Annotated in this window: 9 protein-coding genes, 2 tRNA genes and 1 pseudogene; 1 reads left to right on the top strand and 11 read right to left on the bottom strand. The window is 63.3% G+C overall.

From position 1 onward, the window contains the following. The 11 genes and pseudogenes from rpoC to NTW26_06225 form a co-directional block, all read right to left on the bottom strand. The coding region (rpoC, locus tag NTW26_06275; GenBank protein ID MCX7021862.1) for a DNA-directed RNA polymerase subunit beta' at positions 1 to 3,581 on the bottom strand (3,581 nt) is incomplete at its 3' end. A gap of 181 nt (positions 3,582 to 3,762) precedes the next feature. Next, positions 3,763 to 7,797: a DNA-directed RNA polymerase subunit beta gene (gene rpoB, locus NTW26_06270; protein MCX7021861.1), complete on the bottom strand. Its 4,035-nt coding sequence runs from the start codon at positions 7,795 to 7,797 to the stop codon at positions 3,763 to 3,765. A gap of 492 nt (positions 7,798 to 8,289) precedes the next feature. Beyond that, on the bottom strand, positions 8,290 to 8,667 hold the full coding sequence (gene rplL, locus NTW26_06265) for a 50S ribosomal protein L7/L12 (GenBank protein MCX7021860.1): 378 nt from the start codon (positions 8,665 to 8,667) through the stop codon (positions 8,290 to 8,292). A gap of 73 nt (positions 8,668 to 8,740) precedes the next feature. Further along, a complete protein-coding gene (rplJ, locus tag NTW26_06260; GenBank protein ID MCX7021859.1) occupies positions 8,741 to 9,259 on the bottom strand; it encodes a 50S ribosomal protein L10 in 519 nt (172 codons plus the stop codon). Positions 9,260 to 9,272: 13 nt separating this feature from the next. Further along, positions 9,273 to 9,974, bottom strand: a complete 702-nt coding sequence (rplA, locus tag NTW26_06255) for a 50S ribosomal protein L1 (GenBank protein MCX7021858.1) — start codon at positions 9,972 to 9,974, stop codon at positions 9,273 to 9,275. Positions 9,975 to 10,047: 73 nt separating this feature from the next. Further along, the gene (gene rplK / locus NTW26_06250) at positions 10,048 to 10,458 is read right to left on the bottom strand and encodes a 50S ribosomal protein L11 (protein ID MCX7021857.1); all 411 of its coding nucleotides are present in this window, start codon (positions 10,456 to 10,458) and stop codon (positions 10,048 to 10,050) included. A gap of 93 nt (positions 10,459 to 10,551) precedes the next feature. Then, positions 10,552 to 11,091: pseudogene (gene nusG, locus NTW26_06245) on the bottom strand (transcription termination/antitermination protein NusG). A 51-nt stretch (positions 11,092 to 11,142) separates the two neighbouring features. Beyond that, positions 11,143 to 11,334, bottom strand: a complete 192-nt coding sequence (secE, locus tag NTW26_06240) for a preprotein translocase subunit SecE (protein MCX7021856.1) — start codon at positions 11,332 to 11,334, stop codon at positions 11,143 to 11,145. A gap of 48 nt (positions 11,335 to 11,382) precedes the next feature. After that, a tRNA-Trp gene (locus NTW26_06235) sits at positions 11,383 to 11,458 on the bottom strand. A gap of 96 nt (positions 11,459 to 11,554) precedes the next feature. Then, positions 11,555 to 11,740, bottom strand: a complete 186-nt coding sequence (gene rpmG, locus NTW26_06230; protein ID MCX7021855.1) for a 50S ribosomal protein L33 — start codon at positions 11,738 to 11,740, stop codon at positions 11,555 to 11,557. Between the two features lie 28 nt (positions 11,741 to 11,768). Beyond that, positions 11,769 to 11,844: transfer RNA gene (locus tag NTW26_06225), tRNA-Thr, on the bottom strand. Between the two features lie 174 nt (positions 11,845 to 12,018). Between NTW26_06225 and NTW26_06220 the strand changes: the two genes are divergently transcribed. Beyond that, positions 12,019 to 12,201: anthranilate synthase component I (locus NTW26_06220; GenBank protein ID MCX7021854.1), on the top strand; the 183-nt coding region annotated here is incomplete at its 3' end.

The raw sequence follows: 12,201 nt of genomic DNA, 5'->3' as shown, positions 1-12,201 counted from the left end.
ATGTCCCCCTCGGTCAGGGGATCGCCCGCCTGCACTTCGTCCCCCTCGAAGACGATGACGTGCTTGCCGAAGGGCACGAGGTACTCCCGCTCCTCGACCTCGTTGGCGACCTTGATCGAACGCTTTCCCTTCTTGGGCTGGCCGAAGGAAACGCGGCCGTCTATCTCGGTGATGGTGGCGGGATTCTTGGGCTTGCGGGCCTCGAGGAGCTCGACGACCCGTGGCAGGCCGCCGGTGATGTCCGAGGTCTTGCCCCACTCCAGGGGGATCTTGGCCAGCACGTCGCCGGCCTTGACCTCTTCGTCGTGGTGGCTGAGGAGGTAGGCGCCGATGGGCACCGAGTAAACCTCCTCCTTGTCGTTCTCGCCGTGGACGAGAATCTGGGGGTGAAGCTTTTTGTCCTTGTACTCGGTGATGACGCGCTGGATGCGTTCCGAAGATTCGTCCAGCTCCTCGGCCACGGTGACGCCGTCCACGATGTCCACGAACTCCACGCTGCCTTCGATGGTGGAAAGAATCGGGCTGGTGTAGGGTTCCCAGGCCAAGAGGATGTCGCCCCGCTTGACCGTGTGGCCGTGCTCGACGCGGACCTCGGCCCCGTAGGGCACTTCGTACTTAATGAGCTCGTTGCCCTCGTCGTCGTAGAGGACGATGTGACCGTTGCGGCTGTTGGCCAGGCACTGGCCCGCTTGGTTGACGATGGTGTCCAGATTGTGCAGCTCGACGCGACCGGGGCGGCGGGCCTCGGCGTGGGTCTGCTGGATGATCCGGCTCGCGGTGCCGCCGATGTGGAATGTGCGCAGGGTGAGCTGGGTGCCCGGCTCGCCGATGCTCTGGGCGGAGATGACGCCCACCGCCTCCCCAATGTCCACCAGCTTGCCCGTGGCCAGGTTCGCCCCATAGCACAGGGCGCACACCCCTTGCTCCGCCTCGCAGGTCAAAACCGACCGAATCTTGACCCGCTCCAGGCCGGAATCCTCGATGATGAGCGCTTTTTCCTCGCCCACCAGCTCGCCGGCGTGCGCGAGAACCTCGTTGGTCACCGGATGGTAGATGTCGTCGAGCACCACCCGCCCGAGGATGCGATCCGACAGGGGCTCGATGATTTCGTCGCCCTCGTGGAGGGCCTCGATGTCTAACCCCCGAATCGTCTCGCAGTCGTGGAGGGTGATGATGGTGTCCTGGGCCACGTCCACCAGCCGGCGGGTGAGGTAGCCGGCGTCGGCGGTCTTCAGGGCCGTGTCCGCCAGCCCCTTCCGGGCGCCGTGGGTGGAGATGAAGTACTCCAGCACCGACAGACCGTCGCGGAAGTTGGCCAGAATCGGCTCCTCGATAATTTCGCCGATGGAGCCGGTGACCTTCTTCTGGGGCTTGGCCATCAGGCCGCGCATCCCGGCGAGCTGGCGTATCTGCTGTCGGCTGTCCCGCGCCCCCGAGTCGGCCATCATGTAGATGGGGTTGTACCCACCGTGATCCCGCGACAGGGTGTGGAACATCTTCTCGGCCACTTGGTCGGTGGCGTCGGTCCAGGCGTCTATGACCATGTTGTAGCGCTCGCCGTTGGATATCTCGCCCTTCTTGTAGTCCCGCGCCACCCGCTTCACCGCCTCCTCGGTCTGGTGGATGATGAGGGGCTTTTCTTCGGGGATGACCATGTCGTCAATACCCACGGTGAGGCCCGACTGGGTGGCGAACCGGAATCCGGCCCACTTGAGGTTGTCCAAGAGCTCGACGGTCTGGTCCTCGCCGTAACGCTTGAAGCATTCTCCGACGAGCTTCGTGACGGCGCTCTTCCTCATCAGCCGCGAATCCCAGCGCATCTTGGCCGGCAGCAGCAGGTTGAAGAGAACGATGCCCGCGGTGGTGTAGACCCAGCTTTCGCCGTGGGTGTCCTCGGGGTAGACATGCCAGTCGGGGTCGCGCCGGACCAACAAGTCATCGTGGAGGTTCAGCATCCCCAGGTCGTAGCCGAGCTTGACCGCGTCAAGTTCCTGGAATCGGCGGCACTTCTGTGGCGGGGTGCGCTCCAGCTTCGGCTTCGTCATGTAGTACACGCCCAGGACCATGTCCTTGGTAGGCGTGGCCAGGGCCGAGCCGTTGGCCGGGGAGAGGATGTTGTGCGTCGAGAGCATCAACAGGCGGCACTCGAGCTGGCTCTCCACGGAGAGCGGCACGTGGACCGCCATCTGGTCGCCGTCGAAGTCCGCGTTGAACGCGGTGCACACCAGGGGGTGGATGCGAATCGCCTCGCCCTCGACCAGCACCGGCTGGAAGGCCTGGATGCCGAGGCGGTGCAGGGTCGGTGCGCGGTTGAGCATCACCGGGTGGTCCTGGATGATCTCCTCCAGGATGTCCCAAACCTCCGGCGAAACCTGATCCAGGAGCTTTCGAGCGCTCTTGACGGTGTGGACGATGCCCGCCTGCTCGAGGCGCATGATGACGAAGGGGCGGAAGAGCTCCAGGGCCATCCGCTTCGGGATGCCGCACTGGTGGAGCTTGAGCTCCGGACCGACGACGATGACCGAGCGGCCGGAGTAGTCCACCCGCTTGCCCAGAAGGTTCTGGCGGAACCGGCCCATCTTGCCCTTGACCGTGTGTGAAAGGGACTTTAGCGGCCGGTTGCCGGAGCCGCGCACGGCGCGCCCGCGGCGGCCGTTATCGAAGAGCGCGTCCACGGCTTCCTGCAGCATCCGCTTCTCGTTGCGCAGGATGACCGCCGGAGCCGACAGCTCCTTAAGGCGACGCAGACGGTTGTTGCGGTGGATCACCGAGCGGTAGAGGTCGTTCAGGTCGCTGGTGGCGAAGCGTCCCCCGTCCAGGGGGACCAGGGGCCGCAGCTCGGGCGGAATCACCGGGATAACGTCGAGGATCATCCACTCGGGCCGGTTACCGCTCTTGCGGAAGCTCTCGGCGATACCCAGCCGCTTGAGGATGCTGTGCCGCGCCTGCTTCGATGAGGCCGCCTCGAGCTCGACCCTGAGGTCGGTCACCAGGTCCTCGAGGTCTATGGCGGTGAGCATTTCCCGGATGACCCCGGCTCCCATGTCGGCCTCGAAGTCGTAGCTGAAGGCCGCCCGCGCTTTCTGGTACTGCTCCTCGGTCAGAAGCTGCTTGAACGTAAGGGGCGTCGAGCCGGGGTCGGTGACGATGTAGCTCTCGTAGTATAAAACCCGCTCCAGATCCCGGGTGGAGATGTTCAACAGGGTGGCCACCCGGCTGGGGGTGCCCTTGACGTACCAGATGTGGGCCACCGGCACCTCGAGCTCGATGTGCCCAAGCCGCTCCCGCCGGACCTTGGCCAGCGTCACCTCGACGCCGCAGCGGTCGCAGATGACCCCCTTGTTCTTCACCCGCTTGTACTTTCCGCAGAAGCACTCCCAGTCGCGGGTGGGCCCGAAGATGCGCTCGCAGAAGAGACCGTCCTTCTCCGCGCGCAGGGTGCGGTAGTTGATGGTCTCAGCCTTCTTCACCTCGCCGTTGGACCAGGAGCGGATCGTCTCCGGCGAGGCCATGGTGATGCGTATCTTGTTGAAATGGGGCGTCTTCGCGGGTTGAAAAGGCGGTATGGACGTGTAGCTCATCAATCCCTCTTCTGGCTCGTTATGCGAGTAAAAATTTTCTGCGTAGGGGCGGGGCTCTGTCCCCGCCCGCGGGCGACCGCAGAGGACTCGTCCTACGGGTCGCCCTACGCCCCTTGTTTGGCAACCGAACCCCGGCGGCCACAGAGGACTCGTCCTACGGAATCGTCCTACGGGACCGCCCCTACTCCTCTAATTGCATGTCCAGGCAGAGCCCCATCAGCTCACGCCGCAGGACGTTGAAGCTCTCGGGGATACCCGGCTCCGGCGTGTTCTCGCCCTTGACGATGGCCTCATACATCATGGATCGTCCGGGCACGTCGTCGGACTTGACCGTGAGGAGCTCTCGCAGCGTGTGGGCGGCGCCGTAGGCCTCGACAGCCCAGACCTCCATCTCGCCGAAGCGCTGGCCGCCCATCTGCGCCCGCCCGCCCAGCGGCTGCTGGGTGACCAGGGAGTACGGGCCGATGGACCGGGCGTGAATCTTCTCCTCGGCCAGGTGGGAGAGCTTCATCATGTACATGTAACCCACGGAGACCTCGGTGTCGAAGTGCTCGCCGGTCTTGCCGTCGTAGAGAACGCTCTTGCCGTTCTCGGGCAGGCCGGCCTTCTTCAACAGCTCCTTGACCTCCTCCTCGGTGGCGCCCTCGAAGACGGGGGTGGCCACGTAGTATCCGAGCTCGTGGGCCGCCCAGCCGATGTGGGTCTCCATAATCTGCCCCACGTTCATCCGGCTCGTCACGCCCAGGGGGTTGAGCACCATCTGGATGGGCGTCCCGTCGGGGAGGTAGGGCATATCCTCCTGGGACACGACGATTGACACGACGCCCTTGTTTCCGTGGCGTCCGGCCATCTTGTCGCCCACCGACAGGCGGCTCTTGCGGGCCACGTACACCTTGACAATGGAGTAGATGCCCGGGGGAAGCTCGTCACCGCGCTCGATGCGGTCAATCTTTATCTTGGTCTGCAGATCGACCCTGGCCTTCATCTCCTCGTATCGGTCCAGGGTATCCACGATGCGCTCGGCGAAGTCGGCGTCCACCTCGATGAGCTCGTCCACGATGTCCTGGGCCTTGGCGCGGGCCTCGGTGGCCTTTATCTTGGGCCACTTCAGGACGAGTAACCGCTTGAGGGCGTACCCTTCTTCCTTCTCCAGGCGCGCCAGCTCCTCCTCCTTGTACCGCTTGTACTCCTCGATGGAGTCGAGCTCGTTCTCGGTGAGGTGGTCCGAACGCTCCTTGGATTTGCGGGAGAAGGTCTTGATGCCGATTATCTTGCCCTCCAGACCGGGAGGGGCCTTGAGGGAGGCGTCGCGGACGTCCTTGGCCTTCTCGCCGAAGATTGCCCTCAACAGGCTCTCCTCGGGGGTCAGCTCGGTCTCGCCCTTGGGAGCGACCTTGCCGACGAGGATGTCGCCCGGCTTTACGCTGGCACCGACGCGGATTATCCCCGCCTCGTCCAGGTTGCGCAGGCTGTCGGCCGAGACGTTGGGGATGTCAGCGGTAATCTCTTCGCGGCCGAGGTTGGTCTCCCGACACTCTATCTCGTATTCCTCGATATGGATGGAGGTAAAGATGTCGTTCTGGACCAGCTCCGCGGAGATGATGATGGCGTCTTCGTAGTTGTAGCCGTACCAGGGGATGAAGGCGACCAGGACGTTGCGCCCCAGGGCCAGCTCACCGACGGACGTGGCCTGGCCGTCGGCCAGCACGTCCCCCACTTTAACCTTATGCCCTTGCGTAACCATGGGCTTCTGGTTGATACAGGTGTCCTGGTTCGAGCGCACGTAGCGCTTCAGCTCGTACACATCGCGCTCGAAGAGGCCGGTGTACTCGTCCACGTCCTTGGTCTCGACCTCGATGCGGGTCGCGGAGACGTAGGCCACTACGCCGGGCCGCCGGGCAACGACCAGAACCCCCGAGTCCCGGGCGGCTATCTCTTCCACGCCGGTGCCGACCAGCGGAGGCTCGGTGGTCATCAGGGGCACCGCCTGGCGCTGCATGTTGGAGCCCATCAGGGCCCGGTTTGCGTCGTCGTGCTCCAGGAAGGGAATGAGGGAGGTGGAGATGCTGATGACCTGCTTCGGGCTCACGTCCATGTAGTCTATCTCGCTGGGCTTGACGCGGGTGAACTCGCTCTGGAAGCGGGCGAGGACCAGGCTGTCCGTGATGCGCCCCTCTTCATCCACCTCCACGTTGGCCTGGGCGACTATCAGGTTCTCCTCGGTGTCGGCGGAGAGGTACACGATCTCGTCGCCGACCTTCCCGTTCGTCACGCGCCGGTAGGGGGTCTCGATGAGGCCGAAGGCGTTGATGCGGGCGTATGTGGAAAGTGAGCTGATCAGGCCGATGTTCGGCCCTTCCGGGGTCTCGATGGGGCAGAGCCGCCCGTAGTGTGTGTAGTGGACGTCGCGCACCTCGAAGGTGGCCCGGTCGCGCGAAAGACCGCCGGGGCCCAGCGCCGAGACGCGCCTCTTGTGGGTCAGCTCGGAGAGCGGGTTGACCTGGTCCATGAACTGCGACAGGGCCGAGGAGCCGAAGAACACCTTTACGGCCCCGGTGAGCGGCTTGGAGTTGATGAGGTCACTGGGCATGCACCGGCCCGGTTCCTGGACGGCCATGCGGTCGCGGGCGACGCGCTCCAGGCGGGCGATGCCCACGTGGCACACGTCCTCCAAGAGCTCGCCCACGCTGAGCACTATCCGGTTTCCCAGGTGGTCTATGTCGTCGGTGGAGGCGCCCATTTCCCCGCCCCGCAGCTTCAACAGGTAGCGGCAGGTCTCGACGATGTCGTCCCGGTCCAGGCGGTGCTCCTCCAGGGGCAGGTTCATCCTCAGCTTGTCGTTGAGCTTTTTGCGGCCCACGTTGCCCAGGTCGTAGCGGCGCACGTTGAAGAAGAGGGTGTTGAAGAACTTCACCGCCGCCTCGGTGTTGGGCGGCTCCCCGGGGCGCAGCAGGGTGTAGACCCGCAGGGCCGACTCCACCTTGGAGGGCATGGAGTCCTTCTCCAGGGTGTTGCGGATGACGGAGAACCAGATGGTGTCGGGGTCGGGGATGACCCTGACCGCCTCGATGCCCGCCTCGGCGAGCTGGGTGAATATCTCCGGGGTAATCTCCCGGTCGGCCTCGACCAGAAGCTCGCCGGAGCTCATGTCTACGACGTCTTCGAGGGAGACGGCGCTCAGGAGCCGCGCACTGTCGGTGATCGGCACCAGATCGGGCAGCAGCCGGACGTGGCGGATTCCCACCTCGACCAGGGTCCGGTAGACCTCTTCGTCTATCCGTGTCCCGTACTCATAGAGGACATCGTCGGGGTTCTTGGAGTGGGGGTCGAAAATTTTGGTGGCCAGGGCGCCGCCGACAACCCGCTTTTTGTCGTCTACGGGGATGGGGTTGCCCGAGGCGAAAATCGCCAATATTTCCGCGTTCGACGCGTAGCCCAGCGCCCGCAGGAACGTGGTGATGAGCATCTTGCGCTTGCGGTCAATGGAGAGGTACATCACGTCGTTGGCGTCTATGGAGAAGTCCAGCCACGAGCCGCGGACGGGGATGATCCGGGAGGAGTAGAGCTTGCGGCCGCCCGGCTGCTGGTCCTCCTTGAAGAAGACGCCGGGCGAGCGGTGGAGCTGGCTGACCACGACCCGCTCCGCGCCGTTGATGATGAACGTACCCGAGTCGGTCATCATCGGCAGCTCGCCCAGGTACAGCGTCTCCTCCCGCTTGTCTATGAGCTGGCGGTCCTCTTTGTGCTTGCGGTCGACCGAGTACACGTCGAGGCGGAAGGTAACCTTCAAAGGAGCCCCGTAGGTCATGTCCCGGTCTTTGCACTCCTCGACCTCGTACTTGGGCAGGTCGAGCTTGTAGCGGACGAATTCGAGGCGGAAGACCCCCGAGGGGTCCTCGATGGGGAACACCCGCTCGAATGCGTACTGCAGGCCCTGACGGAGGCGCTTTGACGCCGGGACACCCTGCTGCAGGAAGTTGTTGAAGCTGTCACGCTGCACCTGCAACAGGTTGGGGAGCTCCATGGCGATGGGGAGCTTGGCGTAGGAGGTGCGCGGAGCATGGGGGTACTTCCCCCGTTTGCTCCGGGAGGTTTTCCCTTCGGGCGCAGATTTCCCTTTGAGCGCAGTTTTGCCTGCGGACGCAGATTTGCCTTTGGACGCAGATTTGCCGGGGGCATAGCTCGCTGCGCTCGGTTTCGGGGTCTTCTCGGGCATGGGCTCTCCCAAGCTGTTTTTTACCGTTGGTGGAGCACGCGTGAGGGTCGCGGACTGAATGGACCTGTGGGAAGGCGCGCGGAAGGTAAACGTAAACCCCAAGCCCCGGATGCGGCTCCCGGAGCCCGGCAGGATTTATTTCGCCCGATGGATTTTACTTAAAAGCGGTGGTATGGCTCGCCGGCCATCCCCCGTTACGCATAAATCACAACCGGCCCGTTTTTCCTTTGGGTGCAGTCACGCCTTCGGCCGCCGGAATACTTTCAGCCGTATTTGCGCCGGGGGCGTCACCCCGTCTCGCGAGCCGCGCCGGAGTCGGCCTTCCGCACGAGCGGTGTATTATACACAAATCTGGTCCGCTTGACCAGATTTTTTGCATTATCCGTGCCTGAAATGATAAGTAAGGGTTTTATAAAAGGTTGCGCAGAAAAATAAGGCGCACAACGGCCATAAGGCGCGCCCGGATAACCGGACGCGCCCGACCTCAAACCGTTACTTGATCTCGACGATGCCCCCGGCGCCCTCGACCTGATCCTTGATCTTGACGGCCTCTTCCTTCTCGATACCCTCCTTGATGGTCGAGGGTACGCCCTCTACGAGCTCCTTGGCCGCTTGGAGACCGAGACCGGTTATCGCCCGAATCTCCTTGATGACCTGGATCTTCTTATCGCCGAAGCTGGCGAGGATGACGTTGAACTCCGTCTTCTCCTCCTCGGCGTCGGCCGCGCCGGCTGCGGCGCCGGAAGCGGCAGCCACGGCGACGGGAGCGGCGGCGGATACGCCCCACTCCTCCTCGAGCTCCTTTACCATTTCGGCGAGCTCGACGACGGTCATCTTACCCAGGGCCTCTTTGATTTCCTCTTTCTTCATCTCTCTCCCTTCGCAAAACTAAAAAAAGCGTTTTTCACCATCCGGCACGATAAACCGGGGCTTAACTTCGTCTCTAGCGCTCTTCCTGGGCGGCCTTTGCCGCGAGCACGCGCACGAACGAAGCGGGGACCTGGTTCAAAAGGCTCAAGAAGCTCGCCATGGGTGCCAAGAAGAGCCCCAGGGTCTTGGCGCGCATCTCGGGCAGGGGCGGGCACTTCGACAGCTCCACGACGCTTTTGAAGTCGAGCATTTTATCGAAAAGCCAGCCGCCACGGATTTCCAGCTTGTCCTCGTAGTCCTTGTTGAAGCCGACCAGCACCCGGGAAAGCTCGACGGGGTGCGTCGTCGTGGCCAATGCCGTGGGCCCGTCCAAAAGGGGCAGGGCCGCCTCGCGTCCGAGCGAGCCCAGGGCTAACCTGGTCAGTGTGTTCTTGACCTGTCGCAAACGGGAGTCGCTGCCGCGCACGCGACGCCGAAGCTCCGTCGACTCGGCCACGGTCTGGCCGATCATGTTGACGAAGAGGGCGCAGTCGGTCTTGGAGAGGGTCTCCACAAGCTCGGCGACGACGGTTCTCTTCTCCTCGCGGGTCACCTGCACTCCTTGCTCAAACGCGGATATCCTCCACGCTGATTTTCGGATCGACCTTGACGCTGGGACCCATAGTACTCGAGACGTGGATGCTCTTGATGTACCGGCCCTTGACCGAGGCCGGCCGCAGGCGGATGAGCGTCTCCAACAGGCTCATCGCGTTGCGGAAAAGTGAGTCAACGTCGAAGGAGACCTTGCCGACCTGGGCGTGCACTATCCCGGCCTTGTCCACGCGGAAGTTGATCTGGCCGGTTTTTAAAAGAGTGATGGCCTCGCCTATCGCGATGCTCACCGTGCCGTCCTTGGGGGAAGGCATGAGCTTCTTCGGACCCAGAACCCGCCCCAGCTTGGCCAGGGATTTCATCTGATCCGGGGTGGCCACCACTTTGTCGAACTCGGTCCAACCGTTCTGGATTTTCTCGATGATTTCCTCGTCGCCGATGATATCGGCGCCGGCGTCCCTGGCCTCCTGCAGCTTCTCGCCGCCGACGAAAGCCAACACCGTGACCTTGCGCCCCAACCCGGCCGGGGCCGGGCAGGAGCCGCGGATATTCTCCTCGGCCTTGCGCGGGTCAACGCCCAACCGGATCGCCACGTCGCAGGTGGCGTCGAACTTCTCGACCGCCATCTCCTTGACCAGCGCCAGGGCGTCCCTGAGTAGAACGGGTTCCTCGGGAACCCTCTGGCTCATCTCCCGCATCCTCTTGCCGATGGGCATTCCATCTCCTCGAGCGGATTCCGAAGGATCGGGTCCGCGGAATCGTTGTTACGGGTCCGGGCGGCGCGGCGGATTACCCCTCGATCGTTACACCCATGGACCGCGCCGTGCCCGCCACCATCTCCATGCAGGCCTCGATGGTGTTGCAGTTGGTGTCGGGCATTTTTATCTCGGCGATCTCGCGCAGCTGGGCCTCGGTGAGTATGCCGACCTTCTCACGGTTCGGTTCGCCCGAGCCCTTGGCCAGCTTCACGGACTTTTTGATCAAAACGGCCGCGGGGGGGGTCTTGAGCTCGAAGGTGAAGCTCCGATCGGCGTAGATGGTGATCAACGCGGGGATCACCAGGCCGGCCTGATCGGCGGTTTGGGAGTTGAAGACCTTGCAGAATTCGCCGATGTTGATGCCGTACTGGCCCAACGCCGGTCCGACCGGCGGCGCCGGAGTGGCTGCGCCGGCGGGACACTGGAGCTTGATAACCGCCAGACGAGAGGCACCGTCCCGGAGACCCGTCGGGGATGTCCCCGGCGGCTGAGGGATGCCAGACACACCCCCCGTGAATTTCAACGGCCCGAAGGCCTACGTCTTTACAAGGTGGCCGATATTTATCTCGATCTGGGTCGTCCGGCCGAAAACCGTGACGGCGACATGGACCTTGTGGCGGTCCGCCATGACCTCCTCGACGATTCCGTCGAAGTTGGCGAAGGGGCCGTCCGTGATCCGCACCTGGTCGCCCCTGGAGAATGGGACGTCCTTGATCCGCTCGGTCTTCGACTCCTCGGTGCAAAGGACGCGCGCCACCTCTTCCGAATCCAGGGGGGCGGGGTCGCGCCGTCCGCCCACGAAGCCCCGTACGCCCGGCGTGCTGATGACCAGGTTGGTCACCTCGATGAAGTTGCGGTCGTCGGCCTTTTCTAGATCGTGGTCCCGGCCGACCATCTGGAAGATGACGTAGCCCGGGAAGTAGGGGCGGGTCGTCTTCGCGCTGCGACCGGAACGCTGGACGAGCACGTCCTCCGAGGGCACCACGACCTCTCCGAAAAGGTGGGGGATGTCGGAGAGCTCGATCCTGCGGCGGAGGTTGCCCAGCACCTTTTTCTCGTGGCCCGAGTACACATAAACCGCGTACCAGAAGAGCTACCGGTTTCTCGAGTTCGTCGGTCATATCGTTTATCGCTGGCTCAAAATCCAGTCAATGAGCGTGGACATCCCAAAGTCGAACACCCCGATGAGCACGGCCAGAAAGGCGCTCATGGCGATGATGATCAGGGTGGAGGAGACGACTTCCCGCCGCGTGGGCCAAGTGACCTTGGAGAGCTCGACCCTCGTCTCGCGGACGAACCTTTTTATCCTGTCAAACATATCTCTCTCAGGCGCGAGGACGCCTGCCTCGGTGGGCGGCCTACGGACTGGCAGGCCAGGAGGGACTCGAACCCCCAACTTGCGGATTTGGAGTCCGCCGCTCTACCATTAGAGCTACTGGCCTATTTACTGTGACGGCGTCAATCGGACACACCGGCACCGACCGCGGTGGTCCGGCGCTCGAACGGTCGAACCCGTCCGCGGCGGGGCCCGGAGCGGGCTAGGGTTTGGCCTCGCGGTGAACCGTCCGTTCACGGTCCCACGGGCAGTACTTCGTAAGCTCCAACTTGCCCTGGTGCGTCTTCTTGTTCTTCGTCAGGGTGTAGTTCTTCCGCTTGCACTTGGTGCACGCAAGGGCGATGATGTCGCGATTCGAGACCATGCCGGTATCTGACTGTTGCTGCATCCGGTCGGAGCCCCGGCCGGTGCATAAATGGAGCCCTCGACCAGAATTGAACTGGTGACCACCTGCTTACCATGCAGGTGCTCTACCGACTGAGCTACGAGGGCTTGGTAAATCCGTCGGTATCCCGGGGTCGTCCCCGGCGGCTGGAGATTATACTAAAGCCGTTCGCGCCCGTGCAACCCCCGGGGTGGTGGGACCACTTCCTGTCTCGCGATTTGCGATTGACGCCCTTCGAGGGGTCAGCGCCGCGGAGTATCCCAGTAAATTTCTGGAGCGGGGTGGCAGTGCCACTTCCTGTTTCGCGGTTCACGGGCGGCGCCGTGGGGTTCATCGGTTACGAATTCATTCACGACGTGGAGCCGGTCGTGCCACGCCCGCCGCTCGACGAACTCCAGACGCCGATCCTTTACTTTTTCATCGCCGATCAGTTGCTGATCTTCGACCGCGTGGCCCAGACCATC

This window comes from bacterium (genome assembly GCA_026398675.1).
In the GTDB taxonomy this organism is placed as follows: Bacteria; RBG-13-66-14; RBG-13-66-14; order RBG-13-66-14; family RBG-13-66-14; genus RBG-13-66-14.
The sequence above is the reverse complement of the archived record's forward strand: the minus strand, read 5'-3'. Positions and strand labels throughout refer to the sequence as shown.